The organism is Bradyrhizobium sp. LLZ17 (genome assembly GCF_041200145.1).
Classification (GTDB): domain Bacteria; phylum Pseudomonadota; class Alphaproteobacteria; order Rhizobiales; family Xanthobacteraceae; genus Bradyrhizobium.
In genome coordinates, this window is sequence record NZ_CP165734.1 from 5,803,112 (window position 1) to 5,829,068 (window position 25,957).

Genomic DNA, 25,957 nt, shown 5'->3' on the forward strand with positions numbered 1-25,957 from the left:
GCGAGGGAATATCTGCTTTTGGTGGGGGCGGCGCCTTTTCCGGTGGCCGCCCCTCGCTATATGATCCGCATCCCTTCAAAGCATCCGGGATCCACATGAAATTCGAGGCGTTGTTTCAACCGTTGCAGGTCGGTCCGTACAAGCTTGCACATCGCGTGGCGATGGCGCCGCTGACGCGCATGCGGGCCGAGCGCGACAGCTTCGCGCCGCGTCCGCTCAACGCCGATTATTACGGCCAGCGTGCGACGCCGGGTGGTTTGATCATCGCCGAAGCCTCGCCGGTGCTCTCGCACGGCCGCGGCAATCCGGCGACGCCCGGCATCTATTCGGAGGCGCAAATATCCGGCTGGCGCGAGGTGGTCGATGCCGTCCATGCCAAGGACGGCATCATCTTCCTCCAGCTCTGGCATGTCGGCCGCGTCTCGCATTCATCCTTCCATGGTGGCGCGCTGCCGGTGTCGGCTTCGGCAATCGCGATCAAGGCCGAAGGCATGAAGGCGATGACCGCCGACGGCAAGATCGCCGACTACGAGACGCCGCGCGCGCTGGAGACGGACGAGGTCAAGGACATCGTCGAGGCCTTCCGGCAGGGCGCGAAGAACGCGCTCGCCGCCGGCTTCGACGGTGTCGAGATCCACGGTGCCAACGGCTATCTGCTCGAGCAGTTCTTGCAATCGCGCAGCAACCGGCGGACCGATCAATATGGCGGCGGAATCGAGAACCGCGCGCGGCTCCTGCTGGAGGTGACGCAAGCCGCAATCGACGTCTGGGGCCTGGGTCGCGTCGGCGTGCGGCTGTCGCCTCACGGCATCGCCAATGCTTCCGGCGAGGCCGATCCGATGCCGCTCTACACCCACGTGGTGAAGGCGCTCGACGAACTCGGTCTGGCCTATTTGCATTTCATCGAGCCGCGTTCCAGCGGCTCCGGCCGAGCCGAGGTCAACTGGCAGAATGTGCCCTCCGCGATGCTGTTGTTCCGCCCGCTCTACAGCGGCGTGCTGATGACCGCCGGCGGCTTCACCGGCCAGACCGCCAATGCGGCGATCGGCGAGGGGCACGCCGACATCATCGCCTTCGGCCGCATCTTCATCTCCAATCCGGATTTGCCGCGCCGTCTGGAGCACGACTACCCGATCACGCCGTACAACCGCGCGACGTTTTACGGCGGCGAGGACAAGGGATATACGGACTATCCGGCCTATGACGAGCTGACGCCGGCGTAAGCTTTCTCCACCGTCATTCCCGCCTCGCGACTTCGTCGCACCCCGGAATGACGAGCTTGATTTTGTTGCGCAATCGCACCACACACTCCGTCATTGCGAGCGCAGCGAAGCAATCCAGACTGCCTCGGCGGGACGACTCTGGATTGCTTCGCTGCGCTCGCAATGACGATGAGGAAACATCATGGCCAAAGCCGCAGTCGCCGCAGGGATCGCCACGGGCCAATGCCTCTGCGGCAAGGTCACGTTCGAGATCGACGTTCCCGCGCGCTGGGCCTGGCATGATCATTCCGCCGCCAGCCGGCGCGCCCATGGCGCGGCCTACGCGACCTATGTCGGCAGCTGGAAAAAGCGCTTTCGCATCATTTCGGGGAAAGCCGCGCTGACCCGCTACGAGGACAAGGCGACCAAGACCGCGCGCAGCTTCTGCTCTCATTGCGGCACCCCGATTGCGTACGAACGCCCGCGCGGGCCGCACATGGTCAACATCCCCCGCGCGCTGTTCAACGAGCGCACCGGTCGCCAGCCGCTCTATCACATCGCGATCGAAGAGCTCCAGGAATGGGCCTATACCGGCGAGCTGCTGGTGCCGCTGAAGGGCTTTCCCGGCGTGGTCTGGCAGCGCTCGAAAAGGAAGAAACGCTCTACCGGCGAGGACCCATTCGAGCTTGGCCGCGAGGAGGCGCTTTAGCCTTCGCGTAGGCCGATGCCGCCCTGCGCGGCGCAGCTTTCTTCGCCGGCGGATTGGCCGGCATCGTCGCCACGAAATCGAGCGCGCGCTTCACCCAGATCTTGAGCCCGGCATCGGTTCGCGTGCCTTCGTCAGAGACCCGCACGAAGCCGGTCATGATGCGCCCGCGCATTTCCATCGGACTCGCATGTGGCTCCTTCAGCATTCGCGCATGCGCCTGCGGGCCGACGCGAAACAGCATGCCGCCGCGGCCGCTGATGGTGCAGCACATGACGTTGTCCACCATGAAACAAAGCCCGCCCATCATCTTCTTTTCCGCGACCTGGCCTTGTCCCGCCAGCAACTTGCGAACCCGTGCGGCGGTGCCTTCGTCATAGGCCATGACTGTCCCTCCGGTTTCAGCTTATCCTTCCAGCTTCTCGCGCGCGCAAGGCAGCCATGAACACACTTCCTTGCGCGCATACCGCGACCTCGGCCATCATGCGTCGCGTCCTTACGGTAACGGTCGCGGGCGCTGGAGGAAGCATGAAGAACAAGATCATCGGCCGCTCCGCCTTTCTCGCGCTGCTCAAGGACGAAGGCATCACGCATTTGTTCGGCAATCCCGGCACGACCGAGCTGCCGATCATGCATGCGCTGAAGGACCACCCTGACCTCACCTATGTGATGGCGATGCAGGAGAGCCTGGTGGTCGCGATCGCGGACGGTTATAGCCGCGCCTCCGGCAAGCTCGTCGCCTGCAACGTGCATGTCGCGCCCGGCCTCGGCAACGCGATGGGCTCGCTGTACAACGCCCAGTTCACGGGCACGCCGATGATCTTGACCGCGGGCCAGCAGGAGCAGGGCCACGGTCTGATGGAGCCGGTGCTTTATGGCCCGCTGGTGCGTATGGCCGAGCCGCTGGTGAAATGGGCGGTCGAGGTGACGCGGCTGGAGGATCTGCCGCGCATCGTGCGCCGCGCCGCCAAGGTCGCGATGACGCCGCCGACCGGGCCGGTGTTCATCTCGCTGCCCGGCGACATCCTGAACAGCGAGGCCGGCATCGATCTCGGCCGCTCCACGCGGATCGATGCCCGGACAAGGCCGTCGGACGAGGCGCTGAAGGCTTTTGCCGCGCGTCTGCTGAAGGCCGAGCGTCCGGTGATCGTCACCATGGACGAGGTGGTGAAAAGCGATGCGCTCGAGGAGGCCGCCGAGCTTGCCGAACTGCTGGGCGCTGCCGCCTATCAATCCTCGACGCCCTATGGTTCGCATTTCCTCTCCGAGAGCCCGAGCTTCGTCGGCACGTTGGCGCGGGTGCAGAAGGTCGCGCGCGATACGCTCGCGACCTACGATCTCCTGATCGCACTCGGCGGCGATCCGTTGCGGATGTCGGTCCATAGCGAGGTCGACGCGCTGCCGGATGACCTCGGCATCGTCCAGGTCGGCCTAGCCGATTGGGAGATCGCCAAGAACTATGGCGTCGAGATCGCGCTCAAGGCAGATCTGAAGGAGACCCTGCGCGCGCTGATCCCCGTGCTGAAGCAGATGGGCGGCACGGCACTGGCGAGCCGCGCCAAGCAGCGCCTCGCCGAGCTCGCGCCGAAGAACTGGAGCGCGCGCCGCGCCGCGCTAGTCGAGCAGATCGGCAAGAGCGCCGGTCGGGCGCCGATCGATCCCGACTGGCTGGTGCTGCAAATGGTCGAGGCGATGCCTGACAACGCCATTCTCGTCGACGAAGGCCTCACCTCCAGCCGCCAGGTCACGGCGCTGCGTCCGCACCGCGATCGCTATGGCTATCACGGGCTCGCCTCCGGTGGCATCGGCTGGGGCTTGCCGGCCTCGGTCGGCGCCAGCATCGCCAATCCGCAGCGCCCCGTCGTGTGCTTCTCTGGCGATGGCAGCGCGATGTATTCGATCCAGTCGCTATGGACCGCCGCGCATCACAAGCTGCCGCTCAACGTCGTCATCGCCAACAATGGCGGCTACCGCATCATCAAGCAGCGCCTGCTCGCGTTTCACGGCGACGATAATTATGTCGGCATGGATTTCGTCGATCCGCCGGTGGATTTCGCGGGAATCGCGAAGGCGCTGGGCTGCGAGGCGATCAAGGTCAGCGATCCCCGCGAGCTGAAGGCGACGCTGTCGTCGGCGTTCAACCGTCCCGGCACGAAGCTGATCGAAGTGATGGTGGACGGGAAGGTGTGAGGTGGCGCCATCGCGCCGGTGCTCGCCACGTTCTGAGCTGTCATCGCCCGACTTGATCGGGCGATCCAGTATTCCAGAGATGGCTATGATTCCTCGATAGGCCGCGGCGTACTGGATGCCCCGGTCAAGCCGGGGCATGACAGCGTGGTGTGGCAACTATCCCGTCTTTCCCACCCGATACTCCGCCGCCGGGTGCGGCGCATCCAGCCGCGCACGACCCGCGCCGAACAGCTTCTCCCGCAGCGTGCCCTTGGCGTATTCGGGCTTGTACCGCCCGCGCCTGGTCAGCTCCGGCACCAGCATGTCGGCGATGTCCTCGAAATCGCCGGGCGAAATCGCGAACGCGACGTTGAGCCCGTCGACGTCGGTCTTCTCGAACCAGTCCTCGATCTTGTCCGCGGCCGTCTCCGGCGTGCCGACCACGACGGGGCCGGCGCCGCCGACGCCGACATGCTCGATCACGTCACGCACGGTCCAGATGCGGTCGGGATCGGCGCGGGTGACGTTGTCCATGGCGCTGCGGCCGGCGTCGTTCTGGACGTGGCGCACCTGCTGGTCGAGGTCGTAGCCGGAGAAGTCGACGCCGGTCCAACCCGACATCAGCGCCAGTGCGCCTTCGGGGCTGATATGGCGGCGATAGTCGGCGTACTTCTCTTTCGCCTCCGCCTCCGTCCGCCCGAGGATGATCGTCATCATCGAGAACATCAGGATCTCGGCCGGGTTGCGGCCGAGTGCTGCGGCCTCCTGACGGACCGCGGAGACGCGCGGCGCGATCACCTTGGCCGATGGTCCTGACATGAACACGCATTCGGCGTGGCGCGCCGCGAATTGCCGGCCGCGCGGCGAGGTGCCGGCCTGGTACAGCACCGGCGTGCGCTGCGGCGACGGCTCGCTGAGGTGAATGGTGTTGTTGATGCGGTAGTTCGCACCTTCATGATTGACGCGATGAACTTTTGTGGGATCCGTGAAGATGCCGCGCTTGCGGTCACGCAGCACGGCGCCGTCCTCCCAGCTTCCTTCCCAGAGCTTGTAGACCACCTCCATATATTCGTCGGCGATGTCGTAGCGGTCGTCATGCCCGGTCTGCTTCTCCTTGCCGGCGCCGCGGGCGGCGCTGTCGAGATAGCCGGTGACGACGTTCCAGCCGATCCGTCCCTCGGTCAGATGGTCGAGAGTCGACATCCGCCGCGCGAACGGATAGGGCGGCTCGAAGGAGAGATTGCTGGTGACGCCAAAGCCGAGATTTTGCGTCACCGCCGCCATGGCGGAGAGCAGCAGCAGCGGCTCGTTCGACGGCGTCTGTGCTGCATTGCGCAAGGCTGCGTCAGGGCTGTTGCCATAGACGTCGTAGACGCCGAGCACGTCGGCCAGGAACAGCCCGTCGAAGCGCCCACGCTCCAGCGTCCTGGCGAGATCGATCCAGTAGGGCAGGCGGTTGTATTCGGCGGTGCGGTCACGCGGATGGGTCCATAACCCCGGTGATTGATGCGCGACGCAATTCATCGCAAATGCGTTGAGCCTGATCTGTTTGGCCATGCTGGTCCCTCGGCGCCCTGTACTGAGCGCTCTTCGAATGATAGACGTGCGCCCCGACTTGGCGAAGTTCTTGCATATCGCGCGACCTTGGCAAGGCCAAATCAGCAGCGCTCCTGCCCTTGGCAAGCCGATCTCAAGAGAGCAAGAACGAATCCCAAAAAGATATCAAGAGCGACCCAACTTCCCGCCACTTTCGGTAGCCGGCCTAGCCCGCTACGCTCGCCCGCCTCGAAGCTGTGAAAACCAAAGCAATGACCAGAGCCGACGCCATCGCCCGCGCCCGTGACGATTTCCAGTCCGGCGCGTTCCTCGCCGAACTCGACCGTCGCGTGGCCTACCGGACCGAGAGCCAGAATCCGTCGCGCGGCGCCGAGCTGCGCGGCTATTTGGAACAGGAGATGGTGCCGGCGTTCGCCGCGCTCGATTTTACTAGCCGCGTGGTCGAATCCCCCAGCGGCAAGGCGCCATTCCTGTTCGCCGAGCATCATGAGAGTGCATCCGCGCCGACCGTGCTGATCTACGGCCATGGCGATGTCGTCGACGGCATGGAGGGCGAGTGGCGCGACGGCCGCGACCCCTGGCGCACGACGATTGCGGGGACTCGCCTCTATGGCCGCGGCACCGCCGACAACAAGGGGCAGCACAGCATCAACATGGCCGCGCTCCGCGCGGTGCGCGAGGCCCGCGGTGGCAAGCTCGGCTTCAATGCCAAATTCATCGTCGAGATGGGCGAAGAGATCGGCTCGCCCGATCTCGGCAAGGTCTGCGATCTCAATCGCGAGGCGCTCAAGGCGGATCTGTTCATGGCCTCTGATGGACCGCGTCTGTCCGCGGATCGTCCGACGCTGTTCCTCGGCTGCCGTGGTGGCGTCCGCATCCATCTCGACGTCAATCTGCGCGATGGCGGCCACCATTCCGGCAATTGGGGCGGCGTGCTCGCCAATCCCGCGACCATCCTTGTCAATGCGATCTCAACGCTGGTCGACGGCCACGGCCGCCTCCAGCTCGAGGCACTGAAGCCGCCGCGCCTCACCAACCAGATCAAGAGCTACCTTGCCGACGTGCAGGTGGTGCCGACCGAGGGCGAGCCCGCGCTCGCGGAGAACTGGGGTGAAGAGGGGTTGTCCGCGGCCGAGCGGCTCTACGCCTGGAACACGCTCGAAGTGCTGGCGATGTCATCGGGCAATATCGAGAAGCCGGCCAATGCCATTCCCGGCCACGCCAACGCCGTGCTGCAACTGCGTTTCGTGGTCGGCACCAAGGTCGAGGGTCTCATTGAGGCCATTCGCGCGCACCTCGCGCAGAAGGGCTTTCCGATGGTCGAGGTGCGGGCGGCGCAGAGCTTTGCCGCCTCGCGCACCGATTTCGACAGCCCCTGGATCAAATGGGCGGCGGATTCGGTGCGACAGACCACCGGCAAGGCGCCGGCGGTGCTGCCGAATTTCGGCGGTTCGCTGCCGAACGACGTGTTCTCCGAGATTTTGGGCCTGCCGACGATCTGGGTCCCGCACTCCTATCCCGGCTGTTCCCAGCATGCGCCCAATGAGCACATCCTGCTGCCTTTGACCGAAGAGGCACTGACCGTGATGGCCGGCCTGTTCTGGGATCTCGGAGAATTGCCGCACCCGTTAACCTGAGCCGCGCTCCAGCCAAAAGTCACATTCTATTCCGGGCCGATTTGTGCTTGCATCCGGCCGCATCATCCTGAAAGGGGACTAAAAAGTGAAACATTTCCGTAGCATCGGGCTCGCGCTCGCCGCGACCTTTGCCGTCAGCCAGGCCGGCGCCGAGGAGCTCACCGGCACGCTGAAGAACATCAAGGACACCGGCGCCATCACGCTCGGCTTCCGCGATTCGTCGATCCCGTTCTCCTATCTCGACGACAACCAGAAGCCCGTCGGGTTCGCGATGGACATCTGCTACAAGATCGTCGACGCCGTGAAGAAAGAGCTCAAGCTCGACAAGCTCGAGGTCAAGCTCAACCCGGTGACCTCGGCGACGCGTATCCCGCTGATGGCGAATGGCACGATCGATCTCGAGTGCGGCTCGACCACCAACAATGCCGAGCGCCAGAAGCAGGTCGCCTTCACCAACACGCACTACCTGACCGCGAGCCGCTACGTCTTCAAGAAGTCGAGCGGCCTCAAGTCGATCGACGATCTCAAGGGCAAGTCGGTGGTCTCCACCGCCGGCACCACCAACATCAAGCAGCTCACCGAGGCTAACGTTGCCAAGAGCCTGGGTGCCAACATCATCCCGGCCAAGGACCACGCCGAAGCCTTCCTGATGGTCGAGACCGACCGCGCGGTCGCCTTCGTGATGGACGACATCCTGCTCGCCAGCCTCGTCGCGGGCTCGAAGACGCCGTCCGACTACGTCATCTCCAAGGATGCGTTCTCCAAGCCCGAGCCTTACGGCATCATGCTGCGCAAGGACGACGCACCATTCAAGAAGGTGGTCGATGCGGCAACCGCCGCGCTCTACACCTCCGGCGAAGGCGAGAAGATCTACGACAAATGGTTCACCCAGAAGATCCCGCCGAAGGGCCTGAACCTCAACACCCCGATCTCGCCCGAGCTGAAGCACGAGTTCGCCAAGCCCACGGACTCGCCGAACCCGGACGACTACAAGTAAGATGCTGCTTGCCTCTCCCCGCGTGCGGGGAGAGGCAGTGTATTGCCGCCATTCTGGAGGGAGAGTGGCCGGACATTTGCATAGGCGCCGGGGCATCTCTGACTGGCGCGTTCGCGCGGGGGACACGTGAACTACCACTGGAACTGGGGAATCTTCTTCCAGCCGAACCCGATGGGGACCGGCACCTATCTCGACATGCTGCTGTCGGGACTTGTGCTGACCCTCAAGACGGGAGCGCTCGCCTGGATCATCGCGCTGATCACCGGCTCGTTCGTCGGCGTAATGCGCACGCTGCCGTCGAAGGGGGCGAACTGGTTCGGCTTTGCCTATGTCGAATTCTTCCGCAACATGCCGCTGCTGGTGCAGCTCTTCCTGTGGTTCTTCGTTCTGCCGGAATTGCTGCCGAAAACCGCCGGACTCTGGTTGAAGCAACTGCCGAATGCGCCGTTCTGGACGGCGGCGATCGGCATCGGCTTCTTCATGTCGGCACGCGTCGCGGTGCAATTGCAAGCCGGCATTGGCTCGCTGCCGCGCGGGCAGAAGATGGCGGCGACTGCGCTCGGCCTGACGACAGTCCAAACCTACCGCTACATTCTGCTGCCGATGGCCTTCCGCATTATCCTGCCGCCGTTGACGTCCGAGTTCCTCAACACCATCAAGAATACGGCCGTTGCCATCACCATCGGCCTCTTGGAACTGACCGGACAGGCCCGCTCGATGCAGGAATTCTCGTTCCAGGTGTTCGAGGCCTTCACTGCCGCGACCATCCTCTATCTCCTCGTTAACGCCGTCGTCGTGACCGCGATGCGCTTCCTCGAGCGCTATGTCGCGATCCCCGGCTACATCACGGGGAAATAGCATGTTCAGCAATTTCGATTTCGAGGTCATCCGCCGCGCGCTGCCCTATCTGTTCTACGAGGGCATGACGTTCACGCTGATGCTGACGGGGCTGTCTGCACTCGGCGGCCTGGTCTTCGGCACGGCCATCGCGCTGATGCGGCTCTCCGGCTTCAAGATCCTGGGCCGCATCGCCGGCGTCTATGTCGATTTCATGCGCTCGCTGCCGCTGGTGCTGGTGATCTTCTGGTTCTACTTCCTGGTGCCCTATATCGGGCAATGGGTCACCGGCGCGTCCCGGCCGATCAGTGTCGGCGCGTTTGCGTCCTCGCTCATCACCTTCATCATGTTCGAGGCAGCGTACTTCTCCGAGATCATGCGCGCCGGCATCCAGTCGATCTCGCGCGGCCAGCCGGCCGCGGCCAACGCACTCGGCCTGACCTATGCCCAGACTATGCGCTACGTCGTGCTGCCGCAGGCCTTCCGCAACATGCTGCCGGTGCTGATCACGCAGACCATCGTGCTGTTCCAGGACACTTCCCTGGTCTACGTCTTGTCGATCACGGATTTCCTCGGCGCGGCGAGCAAGGTCGCGCAGCGCGATGGCCGTCTGGTCGAGATGTATCTGTTCGCCGCCGTGGTCTACTTCACCATCTCCTGTATCGCATCCTTCGGCGTCCGCCGCCTCCAGGCGCGTATCGCCATCATCCGTTAGAGCCCGTCATGATCGAAATCAGCCACGTCGACAAATGGTACAGCCCGACTTTCCAGGTGCTGACCGACTGCTCCACCAGCGTCACCAAGGGCGAGGTCGTGGTGGTCTGCGGACCCTCCGGATCCGGCAAGTCGACGCTGATCAAATGCGTCAATGCGCTGGAGCCGTTCCAGAAGGGCGACATCAGCGTCGACGGCACCAAGGTCAACGATCCCAAGACCAATCTGCCGAAGCTGCGTTCGCGCGTCGGCATGGTGTTCCAGCATTTCGAGCTGTTTCCGCATCTCAAGATCATCGACAACCTCTGCCTCGCCCAGCAAAAGGTGCTCGACCGCTCGCGCGACAAGGCGATGGTGAAGGGCATGCAGCTGCTGGAGCGCGTCGGCCTGAAGGAACAGGCGCAGAAGTTTCCGGCGCAATTGTCCGGCGGCCAGCAGCAGCGCGTGGCGATCGCCCGCGCGCTCGCCATGGACCCGATCGTGATGCTGTTCGACGAACCGACCTCGGCACTCGACCCCGAAATGGTCAGCGAGGTGCTCGACGTCATGGTCGACCTCGCCCATGACGGCATGACCATGATGGTCGTCACCCACGAGATGGGTTTTGCCCGCAAGGTCGCCAATCGCGTCATCTTCATGGACCGCGGCGAGATCGTCGAGGACGCGCCGAAGGACGATTTCTTCGGCAAGCCGCGCAGCGACCGCGCGCAGAAGTTCTTGTCGAAGATTCTCTCCCACTAACTCCGCCGTCATTCCGGGGCGCGACGTCGTCGCGGGCCCGGAATCCATCGGGCGGCATTGTACGAGGCTAAATGGATTCCGGGCTCATTCGCTGCGCGAATGCCCAGGAATGACGAATAGAGAGGTGATCGCCGCCCCCATTTCCCGTATAAGCGCGCCAAATCCCCTCCCCACCGCCAGGAGACCTGCCTTGGACTCGATCGCCTACGTCAACGGCTCATTCGTCCCGCTCTCGGATGCCAAGGTCTCGGTGCTCGACCGCGGCTTCCTGTTCGCCGACGGCATCTACGAGGTCTCGGCCGTGCTCGACGGCAAGCTGGTCGACAACGCCTCGCATCTGGCGCGGCTGGAGCGTTCGGTTGGCGAGATCAAGCTGAGGCTGCCGGAAACGGTCGAGCGCATCACCGCGATCCAGAAGGAGCTGATCGCGCGCAACAAGGTCGAGAGCGGCCTCGTCTATCTCCAGGTGACGCGTGGCGCCGACAAGGGCCGCGATTTCGCCTTCCCCAGGGGCGACGTGAAGTCCAGCCTGGTGATGTTCACGTCCGAGAAGGACATCATCAATGCCCCGTCGGCGAAGACCGGCATCAACGTGATCACGGTGCCCGACATCCGCTGGGAACGGCGCGACATCAAGAGCGTGGCGCTGCTGGCGCAGGTGCTGGCGAAGCAGGCCGCGGCCGAAGCCGGCGCCGGCGAGGCCTGGATGCTGGAGGACGGCTACGTCACCGAAGGTGGCTCGTCGTCGGCCTTCATCCTGACCCAGGACGACGTCATCGTGACGCGCCAGAATTCCAATACCATTCTGCCGGGCTGCACCCGCAAGGCGGTGGTGGCTCTGGCCGAAGAGCGCCAGCTCCGCGTCGAGGAGCGCGCTTTCACGGTCGCCGAGGCGCTGGCCGCCAAGGAGGCTTTCGCTACCTCGGCCTCGCTGTTCGTGCAGCCGGTGGTCGCGATCGACGGCAAGGCGATCGGCGACGGCAAGCCCGGCCCGATGGCAACGCGTCTGCGCGAGATCTACGTGGAATTCGCCAAGGCGACGGCGGTCTGAGCCACACCCACCGCCGTCATCGCCCGGCTTGACCGGGCGATCCAGTACTCCGTGACGGGAGTGATTGACGCGAGGAGCCGCAGCGTACTGGATGCCCCGGTCAAGCCGGGGCATGACAGTCGAATGTATTGAGGCAGTTTGGCCTCCATGCGTCAATGCCTCACGCCACCGACGCCTTCACCTTCACCGGGTGCACCGAGCGGAACGAGATCGCGAGCCGGTTCCAGGCATTGATGGTGGCGATCAGCATGGTCAGGTTGACCGTCTCTTCTTCCGAGAACTGCGCGCGGACCTGTTCGTAGACGTCGTCGGGAGCGCGCGTCTCCGAGATCAGCGTCACCGACTCGGTCCAGGCCAGGGCGGCGCGCTCGCGCTCGGTATAGAGCGGGATCGCGCCAGGCGTCGAGCAGATAGATGCGCTGCTCGGTCTCGCCGCGCTTGCGGGCGTCTTCGGTGTGCATGTTGATGCAAAAGGCACAGCCGTTGATCTGGGAAGCCCGGATCTTGACGAGCTCGATCAGCGATTTCTCGAGTCCCGTCGACTGGATCTGCATCTCCAGCGCGTTCAGTGCTTTGATGGTGTCCGGGGCGGCCTGGTAGAAGTTCATGCGCGGTTTCATGGTCGTTCTCCTTGTTGGGTTGAGCTCAGTGGGCTCCGCCGGCCGAGGCCTGGCCGGCCTTCTTCAGGAACAGCACGGCCATCAGGGCCACGATCAGCGCCATGCCGAGCAGGTAGAACGTGTCGCTGAAGGCGAGGATATAGGCCTGCTTCTGCACGACATGGCCGATCGCGACATAGGCACGATGCGCGGCATCGACACGGTCGAGGACGCCGTGATTGATGAAATATTGCGTGAGCTGCTCCAGCCGCGTGCGGGTCGCCTGTTCGAACACCGAGACCGACTGCATCAGCACGTTGGAGTGATATTGCTCGCGCTTGGTCAGCACGGTCTGGAGCAGCGCGATGCCGACGGCGCCGCCGAGATTTCGCATCATGTTGAACAGGCCGGAGGCCGAGCCCGCATTCTCCGGCTCGATGCCCGCGGTCGCCACCGCCGACAGCGGCGTCAATACCAGCGCCTGCCCGATCGCGCGGACGATATCGGGCCAGAGCAACTGGTCGGACCCGTAGTCGTTTGTCATATAGATGTTCATGAAGTTCGAGCCTGCGAACAGGACGAAGCCGATGCCGATGATGATCCGCGCGTCAAAGCGCTGCATCAGGCGCGGCACCAGCGGGATCAGCACGAGCTGCGGCAAGCCGGTCCATGCCAGCACCATGCCGATCTGTTCGGAATTATAGCCCTGAATGCGCGACAGATATTGCGGCAGGATGAACACCGAGCCGTACAGCGCGATGCCGAGCAGGAAGTTCGCAAGCATGCCGAAGCCGAAATTGCGGCGGACCAGCAGTCGCAGGTTCAACAGCGGCTTCTTCACCGTGAGTTCGATGACCAGGAAAGCGGAGAGGGCGACGGCGGCGATAACCGTGAGCTTGACGATGAACGGCGAGCCGAACCAGTCGTCCTTGTTGCCTTCCTCCAGCACGGTCTGAAGCGCGGCCAGGCCGATCGCCATGGTGATAATGCCGGCCCAGTCGCCCTCGGCGAGCAGCGACAGCTTCATCGGCTTCGCGTCGAGTGCGTACCAGAGCATGCCGACCATGATCGCGCCGGGCACCACGTTGACGTAGAAGATGTACTGCCAGCCGAAGTTCTCGGTGAGATAGCCGCCGATGGTCGGCCCGATCGCCGGCGCGAAGGTTGCCGACAAGGCGAACAGCGCAAGCCCGACCGGCTGTTTTGCGCGCGGCAGCAGCGTGATGATCAGCGTGAACGCCATCGGGATCAGCACGCCGCCGGTGAAGCCTTGTAACGCGCGCAACACGATCATCTGCGGCAGGTCCTGCGCCAGCGCGCAGGCGGCGGACAGCAGCAGGAACAGGATTGCGTTGGTGAGGAGATAAATCCGGATCGAGAACACCTGCGCGAGCCAGCCGGACAGCGGGATCACCACGATCTCGGCGATGAGATAGGAGGTCGAGATCCAGCCACCGTCATCGATGCCGGCGCCGATCGCGCCCTGGATATCGGCGAGCGAGGCGTTGACGATCTGGATGTTCAGCACCGCCATGAACGCGCCAAGCGTGGCGCCGATCACGGCGATCCAGGTCTTGGCTGACACCAGTTGCGTGGCGGCAGCCGCGGCGGGGAGGCTGGGGGCGGAAGCGGCGTCGAGGGCCGGTTGGAGCGTGCTCATGGAGGCCTCGTCTCGGGTGCGGAGACAGGATGCATTAGGCGGGTCGTTTCGATAATCGACGAAGTTCTGGAAGGATCATCCGGCAGGACTTGATAATCCTGCCGCGATCCTCTCGGCGTCAGCCGCCGTTTCGCCGCCCAATGCTTTCGGCCATGCGCTTGGCGGTCTCCCGCTCGGCCAGCACGGTGGCCTTGGTGTCGATGGTCGGCTCGGCCGACATGCCGGGCCGGAGCAGGCCGGTCAGGCCGTGGTCGTCGAGCACGATCTTCACCGGCACGCGCTGCACGACCTTGGTGAAATTGCCGGTCGCGTTGTCCGGCGGCAGCAAAGCGAATTCGAGCCCGCTCGCCGGCGACAGGCTGTCGACATGGCCGTGCAGGGTCTGCTTGCGAAAACTGTCGATGCGCAGCTCGACCGGCTGGCCGGCGCGCACATGGGTGAGCTGCGTCTCCTTGAAATTCGCGACCACATAGACCGCGTCGAGCGGCACCACCGCCATCAATTGCGTGCCGGCCTGCACGAACTGGCCGACGCGAAGCGAGCGGGCGCCGACTGTCCCGTCGACCGCCGCGGTGATCTCGGTATAAGACAGATTCAGCTGGGCCTGCTGCGCCACCGCGCGGGCGTGTTCGAGCTGGGCTGCGGCCTGGGCGCGCTGAGTGCTGAGCACATCGACCTTGCGCTGCGCAGCCAGCAGGCCCGATTTCGCGTGCTGAAGTTGTGCGCTGCTGGCGCGCAGAGCCGCGTCGGTCTGTTGCGCGCGCTGGATCGTGCCGGAGCCCGACTTCATCAAATCGTCGTAGCGGGCACGCTCTTCCTGCGCGAATTTCAGGTTGGCCTCTGCGGCTGTGACATCGGCGGTGCTCTGCTCGATGATCGGCTGTTGCAGCTCGAGCTGAGCATCGAGATTGCGCACCGAAGCTTCGGCCGCGGCGACGTCGGCGCGGGCCTGGCCCAGTGCGGTCTGGAATTCGCGGTCGTCAATCTTGGCCAGAACCTGGCCCGCTCTGACCCTCTCATTGTCGCCGACCAGCACCTGGGCGATGTAGCCAGAAACCTTCGGCGCGACGATCGTGGAATCGGCCTTCACATAGGCGTCATCGGTCGATTCCAGGTAGCGGCCCGTGGTCAGGTAGTCGTAGGCAAGATCACCGGCGACGGCGACGCCCAATGCCAACGCCAGGCCGAGCGCCGCCCGCTTGATCGCCTGCCGGGTCGGGCGAACATTAATTTTCGTATCAGATTCAATAACATAAGAAACGTTCGACCTGGCGTTCTCCGGATCCCCAAGCGTCCCGGTCCGAAGGGGCGCTGCTTTCAAGCGTCAAGATGCGCTGTCCCGGCCACTGTGATAATCCATCAAAGACCGGAAGCATTATCCAGCACAGACGGATAATCGGAGCTTGAGCCATGGATCGCTTCACCAGCCTCACGGCCTTTGTCCGGGTGGTCGAGAACGGCGGGTTTTCCGCGGCCGGCCGCCGGCTCAACATGTCGACGACCACGGTCAGCAACCATGTCCAGGCACTGGAAGACCGGCTCGGGGTCCGGCTGCTCAACCGCACGACGCGAAAGGTGAGCCTCACCGAAATCGGCCAGATCTATTACGACCGCTCAACGCAGATCCTCGCCGATCTCGAGCAGGCCGACGACATCGCGAGCGAGCTGCACTCGGTGCCCCGGGGCACGTTGCGGGATTCACGCCGCCACCCACATGGTGCCGATGGTCGCCTCTGTCGTGGCCAAGCTCCTGTCTGCCTATCCCGAGGTCAAGGTCGACCTGCGCATGGGCGAGGCCGATGTCGATCTGATCGAGGAGGGATACGACATGGCCCTGCGCATGATTGCGCCGCCGGATTCCAGCCTGATCGTCCGCCGCCTCGCCACGTGGCGGCACGTGCTGTGCTGCTCGCATGATTATCTCGAAAGGCACGGCCGCGTGCAGCAACTCGATGAACTCACGCAGCATAATTGCGGACGCCACCTGAACTATCCCTTTGGTGACGAGTGGCGCTTTCTCGATCGCAAGGGGACGCCGGCATCGGTGCGCATTTCAGGCAGGCTCGTCACCAACAGCGGAGAAGCTTTGCGGAACATGGCGCTGGAAGGCGCGGGCATCTGCCTGATGGCGGGATTCCTGGTCAGCGACGATCTCGAAGCCGGCCGGCTGGTGCGCCTCTTGCCGGAATATCGTCCGGTCGAGATGTCGATGAACGCGGTCTATCCGCATCGTCATCATCTATCGGCGAAGGTCAGGACCTTCATCGACATGCTGGTGGCGCACAGCGCCGAGCAGCAGAAGCTGATCAATCCATATTCATGAGAGGTGCGGCGGCGGCAGCCGTCCGAACACGGCGTCGAGCGCCATGCCGATCGCAAGCAGCCGTTTGTCGCTGCCCGCGGCGCCGTCGAGTTCAAGGCCAATCGGCAACTTGCTGGCAGCGCCCAGCGCGATCGGAATCTGGATGCCGGGAATCCCGGCATTGCTGCCGGGATCGGTGTTCTGGATGAACAGGCCGAAATTCTCGAGACTGCTGGACTCCGGGTTGGAGGGAATGGCTACGCGCGGCGTGGTCGGGAAGGCGATGGCATCCAGCTTATTATCGGCAAAGGTGCGGGCGTAAAGCGTCTGAAGCGCCGGTCGCGCGATCCTGATCGCGGCGTCGTAGATCGGCCTGGCATCGACCAGCGTGTTGTCGGGTCCGGGCAGTTTGCGCGGGATCACCAGGCCATCATAGGTGCCCTTCACGTCGGGGCTGGCGATCTCCTTCGCCATCGCCTCGATGGTGATGCCGGTCCCGGTGTGCGCGAGATAGGCAACCATGTCGTCATAGGCTTCGCATAGCGCAACGGGGAAGCCGACCTGGCCGTTGAGCTCGGCGAGCTCAGGCATCACGATCTCGACCACCGTGACGCCCCTTGCTTTCATTTCCGCGACCGCAGCCTGGAAGGCAGCGTCGGTATCGGCGTCGAGATTGGTCAGCATCGATCTCACAAGGCCAATCCGCACCTGCTTCAAATCGGCCGGCGCAACGGCCTCGCCACCGGCGATGACGCGGTCGAGCAGTTCGACATCGGCCATGGTCGCGGCCATCGGGCCTGCCGTGTCGCGGGTGTGCGAGATCGGCGCGATGCCCGCTTGCGGATAGCGGCCGACAGTCGGGCGCAGCGACGCGCATCCGTTCAGGGCGGCGGGCACCCGGACCGAGCCGCCGGTGTCGGTGCCGAGCCCGCCCGCGACGATCCGTGCGCCGATCGCCGCGCCCGTTCCCGACGAGGAGCCGCCGGCGATCAGGGCGCGATCATAGGCGTTGCGCACGCCGAATTCGGCGCCGGTTTTGAACGCGGTGTTGTAGCCGGAGATGCCGAAGGCCAGCTCATGCATGCTGGTCTTGCCGATGATGATGGCGCCTGCAGCGCGAAGCTTTGCGACAACCGGCGCATCGGCTTTCGGAACGTAATCTTTCAGCGCCGGTGTGCCGGCGCTACAGGGCAGCCCGGCGACCTCGATATTGTCCTTGATCACGATCGGAACGCCGCCGAGCGGCTTGGCCTTGTCGCTGGTCGCATCGAATGCCGCCGCGGCTTTCACGGCGCCGGACTCGTCCAGGGTCACGAAGGCATTCAATTCGGTATTGGCCTTGGCGCGGGCGAGCGCTTCGCGCGTGAGCGCCGTGCTGGTCAGTTTTCCGGCGCGGAGATCCGCCGCGGCCTGGGTCAGGGTCAACTTGTCCAAATCCATGATGCATCACCCGATTGCACGGACTCCATAAGGGAGCCTCTCCGGGTTTGAAGCTGAAGCCTCGCCGGCGCGGCGTCAACCATAGGCGCGCATCTTTGCCGGCGAGGATCCTGCCAGATCGGCGAGCCGGCGCTCGACCTCAGGCTTCACCTGGGCGATTGCGGCTTCCTTCACCGGACCATAGCCGCGAATCTCCATCGGCGCTTTGGCGATTGCGACGAGATCGGGCAGGCGCGTGGCGTCGAGTTCGCCGAGCATCCGGTCGATCACGCCTTCATACCAGCCGATCAGCTCCCGCTCGCTGCGGCGCTCGGCTGTGTAGCCGAACGGATCGAACCGGGTTCCGCGCAACACCTTGAGCCGCGCCAGAATGGCGAGCGGCGTCTGGATCCATTGCCCGAAAGCGCGCTTGCGCGGACGGCCGCGCGCGTCGCGCTCCGATGGCAGGAAGGGTGGCGCAAGGTGGTACTGAACGCTGAAGCCGTCCTCGAACTCGCGCTTCAGCTCGTCGAGAAAGCCGCTCTGCATGTGCAGGCGCGCGACCTCGTACTCGTCCTTGTAGGCCATCAGCTTGAACAGGGCGCGCGCGACCGCTTCGGTCAACACCTCGCTGTCCAGGTCCGCTTCGGCATTGCGGACCCTAGCGACAACCGCGCGGTAACGCGCGGCGTAGGCCGTGTTCTGATACGCACTGAGGAAATCGGCGCGACGATCGATGAGCTGATCGAGCGTCTCGGCTCCGGGTGCGTCGTTCGTTTTCGGCAAAAAGTCCGGATCGGCGGCGGCGATCCGGCCCCAGGCAAACGCCTGCTTGTTGCGTTCGACCGCGACGCCGTTGAGCTCGATCGCGCGCAGCAGCGCTTGCAGCGAGACCGGCACGAGGCCGTGCTGCCATGCAAAGCCGAGCATGATGATGTTGGCATAGACGGCATCGCCGAGCAGACGCTCGGCGAGCGCATTGGCGTTGATCGCGTCGAGATGGCCGTCGCCGATCGCGCGGCCGATTGCGCGTAGGCGGGCAGGCGAGGCGAGATCGGCGTCGCGGAAGCGCACCACGTCGCCGGTCGGCATTTCCGCGGTGTTGACGGCAGCGCGCGTGCCGCGATGATAGGTGCCGGAAGCCTTAGGCGAGGAGCTCACCACGAGGTCGCAGCCAATCAGCGCATCGGCCGCGCCCTGGTCGATGCGGACCTGGTGCAGCGCCTGAGGTGACGCGGCCAGGCGGATGTAGCTCAGCACCGGGCCGAACTTTTGTGCGAACCCGGTGAAGTCGAGCACCGAGACGCCGCGGCGCTCGAGATGCGCGGCCATCCCGATCAGCGCGCCGACCGTGATCACGCCGGTGCCGCCGACGCCCGTCACGAGCAAATCGTAGGGACGATCGAGCGGGGCGGGCGGGGGCAGGGGCAGCGTGGAAGCGCGAGCGACTGCGTCGATTTGGCTTGCGGCCTTGGCGCGGCGCGTGGCGCCTTCGACGGTGACGAAGCTTGGGCAAAAGCCGTTGAGACAGGAAAAATCCTTGTTGCAGGCCGACAGATTGATCTGGCGCTTGCGGCCGAACGGCGTCTCCTTCGGCTCGACGCTGAGGCAATTGGATTCGACCGAGCAGTCGCCACAGCCTTCGCAGACGAGGTCGTTGATATAGGCAAAGCGTCTTGGATCGGCCATCTGGCCGCGCTTGCGCCGGCGCCGCTTTTCGGTGGCGCAGGTCTGCTGATAGATCAGCACCGAGACGCCGGAGAGGTCGCGCAGATCGCGCTGCACGGCGTCCATTGCCTCGCGCGGATGGATGGTGACGCCATCAGGCAAGTCCGCCGGCGAAAACTGCGACGGATCGTCCGACACCAGCGCGATGCGCGCGACGCCTTCGGCGCGGACGCTGTGTGCGATCGCATGCACGCTGACAGGGCCGTCGACCGGCTGGCCGCCGGTCATGGCGACGGCATCGTTGAACAGGATTTTGTAAGTGATGTTTGCCTTGGCCGCGATGGCCTGGCGGATCGCCATCGAACCGGAATGATAATAGGTGCCTTCGCCGAGATTCTGGAAGATGTGCTTGTGGCCGGTGAACCGAGATGATGCGGCCCAGTTCACGCCTTCGCCGCCCATCTGGATCAGCGACGAGGTCTCGCGGTCCATCCAGCTCGCCATGAAATGGCAGCCGATGCCCGCCAGCGCCTTCGAGCCTTCGGGCACTTTGGTGGATGTGTTGTGCGGACAGCCTGAGCAGAAATAGGGCGTGCGCGTGGCACCAGGGACACTGATCGTTCGCTCTGCCTCCGGCGACAGGGCTGCGGCGCGCGCGCCAAGATTGAGGCCGGGAAACATTGGATCGAGCCGGCGTGCGAGCACCGCAGCCAACCCGCGCGGCGACAATTCTCCGGTCCAGGAGATCAGCCGCGCGCCGGTTTCGTCATGCTTGCCGACCATGCGTTCCGGCTTGGCACCCGGATAGTCGTAAAAATATTCCTTGAATTGGCTCTCGATGATGCCGCGCTTTTCCTCGACCACCAGAATTTCGCGCTTGCCCTGCACGAAGTCCATGGCGTCGTGCAGCGCCAGCGGCCAGACCATGCCGACCTTGTAGATGTCGATGCCGATGCTGCGGCAGGCGGCTTCATCGAGGCCCATCAGCCGCAGCGCTTCCATCAGATCGAGATGCGCCTTGCCTGTCGTAACGATGCCGTAGCTGGCGTTCGCAATGTCGTAGATGCGGCGATCGATCGGATTGGCTTTTGCGAAGGCGTAGACCGCGTGCTTCTTCGCCTCCAGTCGCTCCTCGATCTGCGGGCCGGGCAGATCGGGCCAGCGATAGTGCAGGCCGCCCGGCGGCGGCGTGAAGTCGGGCGTGCGGAAGGTGCGTGGCGGCCGCAGCGCGACCGATGCACCGGACTCCACGATCTCCGAGACCGCCTTGAAACCGACCCACATGCCGGAAAAGCGGCTCAGCGCGTAGCCATATTCGCCGAACGCCAGATATTCGCCGACATCGGCCGGATGCAGTGTCGGCATGAACCAACTCATGAAGGCGACGTCGGACTGGTGCGGCATCGACGACGAGACGCAACCATGGTCGTCGCCGGCGACCACCAGCACGCCGCCATGTGGCGAGGAGCCGTAGGCATTGCCATGCTTGAGTGCATCGCCGGAGCGGTCGACGCCGGGGCCTTTGCCGTACCAAAGCCCGAACACGCCATCCACTTCACGATCGGCTTGCGTCTCGACCTGCTGCGAGCCGAGCACGGCGGTTGCCGCAAGGTCTTCGTTGACGGCAGGGAGGAACTCGATGCGGTCTCGCTTCAGCTGCTCCTTGATCCGCCAGAGCTCGAGATCGACGCCGCCAAGCGGCGAGCCGCGGTAGCCCGAGATGAAGCCGGGGGTGTTCAGCCCCCGCGAGCGGTCGCGCCGCGCCTGGTCGAGGGCGATGCGGACGATCGCCTGCGTGCCGGTGAGGAAGACGCGGCCCTCCCCGCGGTCGTAGCGGTCGGAGAGCTCGTAGCTGTCGAGTGACGGAGTAGCGTCCATGGCGGGCCTCGCACGGCTTCCTGCCGGATGGCCGAAGGTTAGGCCCGCGACGCTGGTAGGTCTTACCTATTCATCCCATATAGGGCATAAATCTGGTGGTGTTTTGCAGTTACTGGTCAAATTTGGTAGATTCTATCGAATTGAGGAGCTTCCATGATTGAAGACCAGGACGCGCGGATTCTCGTTCATCTCCAGAAGGACGGCCGCGCCACCAACCAGCAGCTTGCGGATGAGGTCGGGATGTCCACCTCGGCCTGCTGGCGCCGGGTGCGCGCGCTGGAGGAGACCGGCGTCATCAAGGGCTATGCTGCGCTGGTCGCGCGCGAGCAGGCGGGCTTTGCGATGTCCGCAATTCTCCACGTCTCGCTGGAGCGGCACGATGCGAAGTTCGTCGATGAGTTCGTCGCGCGGGTGACAAAACGGCGCGAGGTGCTGGAGTGCTTTGCGACGACGGGCGACGCTGATTATCACCTGCGCGTCGTGGTGCAGGACATGGCCGCTTACAACAGATTCCTCGACGAATTCATGTTCCGCATCCCTGGCATCCGATACGTTCGCAGCAATGTGGTCCTGAAGGAAATCAAGACCAGCGTGACGCTGCCGTTTTGAGGCACCTTCCGCGGCCGGCAGGTCGCAGTTCGCGATCCGCTCCCTGTGTCACGCCGTCTGTTCTTTCGACTCGGGCCTCAAGAGAATCATGAAGATGAGAACGTGGCTGACCAGCAGCAGGGGTACGTAAACGGCCGGGATATAGATGCCGGCGCCCAACAGGCCGGGATTCTGCAGTTTCACGCCCATGTAGTACGCATTCAAGAGATCCAACGTACCCCAGACGTTGAATATCCAGACCATCGGAACGGCGATCGACCATCGCCAGGAGAGTGCCGCCATTGAAATGAGCGCGAGAGTGGCGGCGATGAGATCTCCCCACCCGACTGCGTTGGCGAAATCCGGGCTCAACTGCGGAGACACGAATCCGGCAACGAGGAAGTTCATCCCCAAGAACCTGAACGCATGGAAAGCCGCGAGAAGTCTCAAGGCATTATGTCGCGGCATCGCGCGGACAAACGGCCAAACATAGACGACGGCGACCACCGAGGTTGTCAGGAAAGCGCCGGCGACGCTGAGGACGAACGGAAGGTTGAAGCTCGGTGGCACGTTCGGATGTCCTTGTGAGGTCGGGTGGGGTTCGAAGCCGGTCGATCCGGTTCGGCCGTGCTCAGGGCTTGGTCATGAGCAGGCGAAGCGGCATCAGCGGGCCGACCGCGATGTATTCGTGGTCGATGAGATCCTGCCTGGCGAGCGGCAGGGCATCCATGATCGCGTGCCCTTCGGCGACATCCCTGACGTCCAGCAGGAACACGGCTCCGCGCCCATCGGACCGCGAGTACCATTCGCGAACTTTTCCGTTGAGATAGAGCTGAACGGTCTGCCTGATTTCGTCGGGCATCACGGCCATGATTTGCTCACGTGTGATGCCCGCCTTGGCGGTCAGGATGACCATGACCCCGGTGGTCGCGAGGGCTGGCGCTTGTGCTTGTGCTTGGGCAAGGGATGGTTCGGTCATGGCGATTACACCTGTCAGTGTGAGGGCGAGTGCCAGGGCGGCATTGCGGATTGGCTTCATCGGTTTCGCGTCTCCGAGGCGGCTCATTTGCAATCCGGATGTAAGGCCGCTTTGCGCGCGCGACTATTCGCGATAATGTTGACGGGCTATGAAGCAGAACTTCACAGTCAGGCACGGTGCGCTGGACGGCGTGGAGGCGTTCCTCAGTGTCGCCCAGCACCGCAGCTTCCGCCGCGCGGCCGCTGAACTCGGGGTAACGCCCTCGGCCATCAGTCAGGCGATACGCGCGATCGAGGCGCGCGTCGGCGCGGCGCTGTTCATCCGCACGACCCGCAGCGTCGGTCTGACCGAAGCCGGCGAAAGATTCCTGGCGCGCGCAAGGCCTGCGTTCGAAGAACTGATCGCGGCAAGCGGGGCGGCGCGTGAGCTCGGACAACGGCCGGCCGGTCTCCTGCGTCTCACCGTACCGCGTTCGGTCGTGCCGATCCTGCTCGAGCCGCTGGTCGCATCGTTCTGCCAGGCGTTTCCGGAGATCGAAGTGGAGCTTGCCGCAACCGAAGAAATGGTCGACCTCGCAGCCGGAGGGTTTGATGCCGGCATCAGGATGGGCCAGTTCATCACGCCAGACATGGTCGCGGTGCGGCTGACCAAGCCGCTACCTCTCGCCATCGTCGGCAGCCCGGCCTACCTCAGCCGCCGCGGCCGGCCCGAGCGCCCGGACGATCTGCGTCAGCACGCGTGCTTGAGATTGCGACGATCGAGCGGTGCGCTCGCACCATGGTCGCTCAACGACAACGGTCGTTCGATCGAGATTGCAGTTTCGGGACCTTTCATCGCCTACGACTTTCCCACGATGCTCGGGGCCGCGGTCGAAGGCATGGGTCTTGCGCAAGTGCCGGCACCGCTGGCCACGGGCGCCGTCACGGAAGGAAAGCTCGTCCGCGTGCTGGAGCAATTCGCGCCGATGACACCGGGTGTGTTCCTGTACTATCCCGGCAATCGACAAATCATGCCGAAGCTGCGCGCCTTTATCGACCATGTGAAGGGCCGATCAAGCGCCACGACTTGAGGTGCCGGGAGCCACTAGCCCTCCCGCACGAACCTGTTCCGCAGCGTGCCGATACCGGTGATCTCGATCTCCACGACATCGTCGTGCTTGATGTCGGGCGAGGCGCCGTCCGTGCCCATCCAGATCACGTCACCGGGCCATAGCGTAAAGTACTTGGTCAGCTCGACCAGGAACGGCACCACGCCGAAGATCATGTCGTTGGTGTGGAAGCGGTTGGTCTCCTTGCCGTTGACCCGGACGATGGTCTCCATCTTTTCGAGATCGGCATCCGTCTCGATCCACGGCCCCATCGGCTTGAACGTGTCGACATTCTTCGAGCGCCACAGGCTGCGATCGGCCTTCTGCCAGCTGCGCTCGCTGACATCGTTGCCGATGGTGTAGCCGAACACGCACGCCATGGCGTCGGCCGCGGTCAGGTGCTTGACCTTCCTGCCGATGACAACGACGAGCTCGCCCTCGTAGTGGATCTTCTCCGTCGCAAATGACGGGATCACGACCTCCTCGTCATGTGCGATCAGCGCGTTCTGCGCGCGATAACCGATTTCGGGCCTCTCGGGCACGGCAGGCACCTCGCCGCGCTTGTCGGCGGCCTCCTTCAGATGCTTCAGATAGTTCAGCCCGACACAGTAGAAGGTGCGCGGGATCAGCGGTAGCTCGATCTTCACCTGCGACAAGGGAAGCACGCGCGAGGTGCGCCGCCATTCGCCAAAGGGGTCGCCATGGACCGCGATCACCTGGTCGCCTTCGACGATGCCCCAGGAGGTCTCGCCCGACGCCGTGAATTTCAGCCAGCGCATGTCATGTCCTCGCTATTCCGCGGCATCGCGCGGTTGCAGTTTCCAGGCGCCGGCAGCCGGCCGCATCAGCCCAAGATTCTCGCGCAGCGTCTTGCCGCGATAATCCTTCTGGAACAGGCCGCGGCGCTGCAATTCCGGCACGATATGCTGGACGAAATCGGCATAGGAGCCGGGCACATGGGTCGCGGCGATGACGAAGCCGTCGCAGCCGCGCTCGACGAACATCTGCTCGAATTTGTCCGCGATCTCCTTGGGCCCGCCGACCATCGCATCCTGGACCTGGCCGCGGCCGGAGAAGGTGACGAAGTCGCGGGCGCTCGGATTGCTCTTGCCCGAATTCTTCAGCACGCCGTCGCGGATACCCAAGATGCCCTGCATGCTCTTCAGCTCTTCCGTCGTCAGCGGCTCGTCGAGATCTTTTGAGGCGAAATCGTAGTTGAGGGCTTCCGCAAGCAGCGACAGCGCGTCGATCTGGAGCGGCAGCTTGTTGATCAGCGCCATCTTGTCTTCGGCTTCCGTCTTGGTCGCGGCGCAGACCGGCGTCGTCAGATTGCAGAGGAACATCGCTTCCGGATCGCGGCCGGCTTTCGCGGCTTCGTTGCGCACGGCGGCATAGCCCTCCTTCGCCGCGGCAAGATTGCGCGCGGCGGTAAAGATCACCTCGCCCCAGCGTCCTGCGAAGCGCTGGCCACGGCCGGACGCGCCGGCCTGGATGATCACGGGATGGCCCTGGTCCGAGCGCGGCACGGTGAACGGTCCGCGCGACTTGAACGCCGCTCCGCTGTGATCGAGCCGCTTCACCTTGGACGGATCGGCAAAGCGGCCGCTTTGCTTGTCCATGATCAACGCGCCGTCTTCCCAGGTGTCCCAATGGCCGAGCACGACCTCCATGAACTCGTCGGCGCGATCATAGCGGGAGTCGTGTTCGGGATGAGAGTCGCGGCCCATGTTGAGCGCCTCGCCGTCGTTCAGCGACGTGACGACGTTCCAGCCCGCACGCCCGCCCGACATCAGGTCGAGCGTGGCAAAGCGCCGGGCGACGTCGAACGGCTCGTAGTAAGTGGTCGAGCAGGTCGCTCCCAGTCCGAGCTTGTCGGTGACGAGGCCCATCGCCGTCAGCACGATCAGCGGATCCATCTTCACGCAACGGATGCCGTATTCGACGGTGTGAGCGTGGTCGTTGCCGTACCGGTCCGGCATCGCCAGGCGGTCGTCGAAGAAGGCCATGTGGAATTTGCCAGCTTCGAGGATCCTGGCGATCTCCTGATAGTAATCCGCAGACATCGAATCGGCGCGCGAGTCGGGATGCCGCCAGGAGCTCGGCAAATTCGTGCAATTCTGCGCCTGAAGGAAGCCGACCAGGACCATCTGCCGATTCATGCTGCTG

21 protein-coding genes and 2 pseudogenes are annotated in these 25,957 nt (G+C 64.2%); 12 read left to right on the top strand and 11 right to left on the bottom strand.

Translation table 11 applies throughout. The features are described 5' to 3' along the window. Nucleotides 1-95 precede the first annotated feature (95 nt). Nucleotides 96-1,223: an alkene reductase gene (locus AB8Z38_RS27815; protein WP_369720881.1), complete on the top strand. Its 1,128-nt coding sequence runs from the start codon at nucleotides 96-98 to the stop codon at nucleotides 1,221-1,223. 181 nt (nucleotides 1,224-1,404) lie between these two features. After that, nucleotides 1,405-1,911 carry a GFA family protein gene (locus tag AB8Z38_RS27820; protein ID WP_369720882.1) on the top strand — a complete coding sequence of 169 codons (507 nt, stop codon included), beginning with the start codon at nucleotides 1,405-1,407 and terminating at the stop codon, nucleotides 1,909-1,911. Here AB8Z38_RS27820 and AB8Z38_RS27825 read toward each other — a convergent pair. Next, complete coding sequence (locus AB8Z38_RS27825; RefSeq protein ID WP_369720883.1) at nucleotides 1,865-2,293, bottom strand: TfoX/Sxy family protein; 429 nt, start codon at nucleotides 2,291-2,293, stop codon at nucleotides 1,865-1,867. The genes AB8Z38_RS27820 and AB8Z38_RS27825 overlap by 47 nt on opposite strands. A gap of 143 nt (nucleotides 2,294-2,436) precedes the next feature. Here AB8Z38_RS27825 and AB8Z38_RS27830 point away from each other — a divergent pair, with 143 nt between their 5' ends. Further along, on the top strand, nucleotides 2,437-4,098 hold the full coding sequence (locus AB8Z38_RS27830) for a thiamine pyrophosphate-binding protein (RefSeq protein WP_369720884.1): 1,662 nt from the start codon (nucleotides 2,437-2,439) through the stop codon (nucleotides 4,096-4,098). Nucleotides 4,099-4,254: 156 nt separating this feature from the next. On the opposite strand, the gene AB8Z38_RS27835 is transcribed toward AB8Z38_RS27830, so the two are convergent. Beyond that, complete coding sequence (locus tag AB8Z38_RS27835) at nucleotides 4,255-5,634, bottom strand: LLM class flavin-dependent oxidoreductase (protein ID WP_369720885.1); 1,380 nt, start codon at nucleotides 5,632-5,634, stop codon at nucleotides 4,255-4,257. A 251-nt stretch (nucleotides 5,635-5,885) separates the two neighbouring features. Here AB8Z38_RS27835 and AB8Z38_RS27840 point away from each other — a divergent pair, with 251 nt between their 5' ends. The 6 genes from AB8Z38_RS27840 (at nucleotide 5,886) to AB8Z38_RS27865 (ending at nucleotide 11,611) form a co-directional block, all read left to right on the top strand. After that, nucleotides 5,886-7,271 carry a M20 family metallopeptidase gene (locus AB8Z38_RS27840; RefSeq protein WP_369720886.1) on the top strand — a complete coding sequence of 462 codons (1,386 nt, stop codon included), beginning with the start codon at nucleotides 5,886-5,888 and terminating at the stop codon, nucleotides 7,269-7,271. A gap of 85 nt (nucleotides 7,272-7,356) precedes the next feature. Next, on the top strand, nucleotides 7,357-8,268 hold the full coding sequence (locus AB8Z38_RS27845) for an amino acid ABC transporter substrate-binding protein (protein ID WP_369720887.1): 912 nt from the start codon (nucleotides 7,357-7,359) through the stop codon (nucleotides 8,266-8,268). Between the two features lie 126 nt (nucleotides 8,269-8,394). Beyond that, entirely contained in the window at nucleotides 8,395-9,126 is a 732-nt protein-coding gene (locus AB8Z38_RS27850; RefSeq protein ID WP_369720888.1) for an amino acid ABC transporter permease, read from the top strand. A gap of 1 nt (nucleotide 9,127) precedes the next feature. Further along, nucleotides 9,128-9,820, top strand: a complete 693-nt coding sequence (locus AB8Z38_RS27855) for an amino acid ABC transporter permease (RefSeq protein ID WP_369720890.1) — start codon at nucleotides 9,128-9,130, stop codon at nucleotides 9,818-9,820. 8 nt (nucleotides 9,821-9,828) lie between these two features. Beyond that, the gene (locus tag AB8Z38_RS27860; RefSeq protein WP_369720891.1) at nucleotides 9,829-10,560 is read left to right on the top strand and encodes an amino acid ABC transporter ATP-binding protein; all 732 of its coding nucleotides are present in this window, start codon (nucleotides 9,829-9,831) and stop codon (nucleotides 10,558-10,560) included. Between the two features lie 190 nt (nucleotides 10,561-10,750). Continuing rightward, a complete protein-coding gene (locus tag AB8Z38_RS27865) occupies nucleotides 10,751-11,611 on the top strand; it encodes a D-amino-acid transaminase (protein WP_369720892.1) in 861 nt (286 codons plus the stop codon). A 160-nt stretch (nucleotides 11,612-11,771) separates the two neighbouring features. On the opposite strand, the pseudogene AB8Z38_RS27870 reads toward AB8Z38_RS27865, so the two are convergent. From AB8Z38_RS27870 to AB8Z38_RS27880, 3 genes and pseudogenes are all read right to left on the bottom strand, one after another. Beyond that, nucleotides 11,772-12,231: pseudogene (locus tag AB8Z38_RS27870) on the bottom strand (carboxymuconolactone decarboxylase family protein). 25 nt (nucleotides 12,232-12,256) lie between these two features. Next, on the bottom strand, nucleotides 12,257-13,870 hold the full coding sequence (locus AB8Z38_RS27875) for an MDR family MFS transporter (protein ID WP_369720893.1): 1,614 nt from the start codon (nucleotides 13,868-13,870) through the stop codon (nucleotides 12,257-12,259). 118 nt (nucleotides 13,871-13,988) lie between these two features. Then, nucleotides 13,989-15,119 carry an HlyD family secretion protein gene (locus AB8Z38_RS27880; RefSeq protein ID WP_369726625.1) on the bottom strand — a complete coding sequence of 377 codons (1,131 nt, stop codon included), beginning with the start codon at nucleotides 15,117-15,119 and terminating at the stop codon, nucleotides 13,989-13,991. 161 nt (nucleotides 15,120-15,280) lie between these two features. Between AB8Z38_RS27880 and AB8Z38_RS27885 the strand changes: the two are divergent. Next, nucleotides 15,281-16,193, top strand: a pseudogene (locus AB8Z38_RS27885) (LysR family transcriptional regulator). Here AB8Z38_RS27885 and iaaH read toward each other — a convergent pair. Continuing rightward, on the bottom strand, nucleotides 16,188-17,612 hold the full coding sequence (gene iaaH, locus AB8Z38_RS27890) for an indoleacetamide hydrolase (protein WP_369720894.1): 1,425 nt from the start codon (nucleotides 17,610-17,612) through the stop codon (nucleotides 16,188-16,190). The pseudogene AB8Z38_RS27885 and the gene iaaH overlap by 6 nt on opposite strands. A gap of 75 nt (nucleotides 17,613-17,687) precedes the next feature. After that, complete coding sequence (locus AB8Z38_RS27895) at nucleotides 17,688-21,137, bottom strand: indolepyruvate ferredoxin oxidoreductase family protein (RefSeq protein ID WP_369720895.1); 3,450 nt, start codon at nucleotides 21,135-21,137, stop codon at nucleotides 17,688-17,690. 153 nt (nucleotides 21,138-21,290) lie between these two features. Between AB8Z38_RS27895 and AB8Z38_RS27900 the strand changes: the two genes are divergently transcribed. Continuing rightward, complete coding sequence (locus tag AB8Z38_RS27900) at nucleotides 21,291-21,746, top strand: Lrp/AsnC family transcriptional regulator (RefSeq protein WP_369720896.1); 456 nt, start codon at nucleotides 21,291-21,293, stop codon at nucleotides 21,744-21,746. Between the two features lie 48 nt (nucleotides 21,747-21,794). Here the strand turns inward: AB8Z38_RS27900 and AB8Z38_RS27905 are convergent, their stop codons facing one another. Both AB8Z38_RS27905 and AB8Z38_RS27910 read right to left on the bottom strand, forming a co-directional pair. Then, nucleotides 21,795-22,295 (bottom strand): hypothetical protein, encoded by a 501-nt coding sequence (locus tag AB8Z38_RS27905; RefSeq protein ID WP_369720897.1) that lies wholly within the window; start codon nucleotides 22,293-22,295, stop codon nucleotides 21,795-21,797. A gap of 61 nt (nucleotides 22,296-22,356) precedes the next feature. Then, nucleotides 22,357-22,791 carry a hypothetical protein gene (locus AB8Z38_RS27910; protein WP_369720898.1) on the bottom strand — a complete coding sequence of 145 codons (435 nt, stop codon included), beginning with the start codon at nucleotides 22,789-22,791 and terminating at the stop codon, nucleotides 22,357-22,359. Nucleotides 22,792-22,852: 61 nt separating this feature from the next. Between AB8Z38_RS27910 and AB8Z38_RS27915 the strand changes: the two genes are divergently transcribed. Next, nucleotides 22,853-23,773: a LysR family transcriptional regulator gene (locus AB8Z38_RS27915; RefSeq protein ID WP_369720899.1), complete on the top strand. Its 921-nt coding sequence runs from the start codon at nucleotides 22,853-22,855 to the stop codon at nucleotides 23,771-23,773. A 14-nt stretch (nucleotides 23,774-23,787) separates the two neighbouring features. On the opposite strand, the gene AB8Z38_RS27920 is transcribed toward AB8Z38_RS27915, so the two are convergent. Both AB8Z38_RS27920 and AB8Z38_RS27925 read right to left on the bottom strand, forming a co-directional pair. Then, on the bottom strand, nucleotides 23,788-24,570 hold the full coding sequence (locus AB8Z38_RS27920; protein WP_369720900.1) for a fumarylacetoacetate hydrolase family protein: 783 nt from the start codon (nucleotides 24,568-24,570) through the stop codon (nucleotides 23,788-23,790). Between the two features lie 12 nt (nucleotides 24,571-24,582). Then, the gene (locus tag AB8Z38_RS27925) at nucleotides 24,583-25,950 is read right to left on the bottom strand and encodes an LLM class flavin-dependent oxidoreductase (RefSeq protein ID WP_369720901.1); all 1,368 of its coding nucleotides are present in this window, start codon (nucleotides 25,948-25,950) and stop codon (nucleotides 24,583-24,585) included. Between the last annotated feature and the right edge of the window lie 7 nt (nucleotides 25,951-25,957).

Excerpts from the sequence above, each read along its gene's own strand:
- AB8Z38_RS27815 (WP_369720881.1), top strand. The coding sequence starts at position 96 with ATGAAATTCGAGGCGTTGTTTCAACCGTTGCAGGTCGGTCCGTACAAG.
- AB8Z38_RS27820 (WP_369720882.1), top strand. The coding sequence starts at position 1,405 with ATGGCCAAAGCCGCAGTCGCCGCAGGGATCGCCACGGGCCAATGCCTC.
- AB8Z38_RS27825 (WP_369720883.1), bottom strand. The coding sequence starts at position 2,293 with ATGGCCTATGACGAAGGCACCGCCGCACGGGTTCGCAAGTTGCTGGCG.
- AB8Z38_RS27830 (WP_369720884.1), top strand. The coding sequence starts at position 2,437 with ATGAAGAACAAGATCATCGGCCGCTCCGCCTTTCTCGCGCTGCTCAAG.
- AB8Z38_RS27835 (WP_369720885.1), bottom strand. The coding sequence starts at position 5,634 with ATGGCCAAACAGATCAGGCTCAACGCATTTGCGATGAATTGCGTCGCG.
- AB8Z38_RS27840 (WP_369720886.1), top strand. The coding sequence starts at position 5,886 with ATGACCAGAGCCGACGCCATCGCCCGCGCCCGTGACGATTTCCAGTCC.
- AB8Z38_RS27855 (WP_369720890.1), top strand. The coding sequence starts at position 9,128 with ATGTTCAGCAATTTCGATTTCGAGGTCATCCGCCGCGCGCTGCCCTAT.
- AB8Z38_RS27860 (WP_369720891.1), top strand. The coding sequence starts at position 9,829 with ATGATCGAAATCAGCCACGTCGACAAATGGTACAGCCCGACTTTCCAG.
- AB8Z38_RS27875 (WP_369720893.1), bottom strand. The coding sequence starts at position 13,870 with ATGAGCACGCTCCAACCGGCCCTCGACGCCGCTTCCGCCCCCAGCCTC.
- iaaH (WP_369720894.1), bottom strand. The coding sequence starts at position 17,612 with ATGGATTTGGACAAGTTGACCCTGACCCAGGCCGCGGCGGATCTCCGC.
- AB8Z38_RS27895 (WP_369720895.1), bottom strand. The coding sequence starts at position 21,137 with ATGGACGCTACTCCGTCACTCGACAGCTACGAGCTCTCCGACCGCTAC.
- AB8Z38_RS27900 (WP_369720896.1), top strand. The coding sequence starts at position 21,291 with ATGATTGAAGACCAGGACGCGCGGATTCTCGTTCATCTCCAGAAGGAC.
- AB8Z38_RS27910 (WP_369720898.1), bottom strand. The coding sequence starts at position 22,791 with ATGAGCCGCCTCGGAGACGCGAAACCGATGAAGCCAATCCGCAATGCC.
- AB8Z38_RS27915 (WP_369720899.1), top strand. The coding sequence starts at position 22,853 with ATGAAGCAGAACTTCACAGTCAGGCACGGTGCGCTGGACGGCGTGGAG.
- AB8Z38_RS27920 (WP_369720900.1), bottom strand. The coding sequence starts at position 24,570 with ATGCGCTGGCTGAAATTCACGGCGTCGGGCGAGACCTCCTGGGGCATC.
- AB8Z38_RS27925 (WP_369720901.1), bottom strand. The coding sequence starts at position 25,950 with ATGAATCGGCAGATGGTCCTGGTCGGCTTCCTTCAGGCGCAGAATTGC.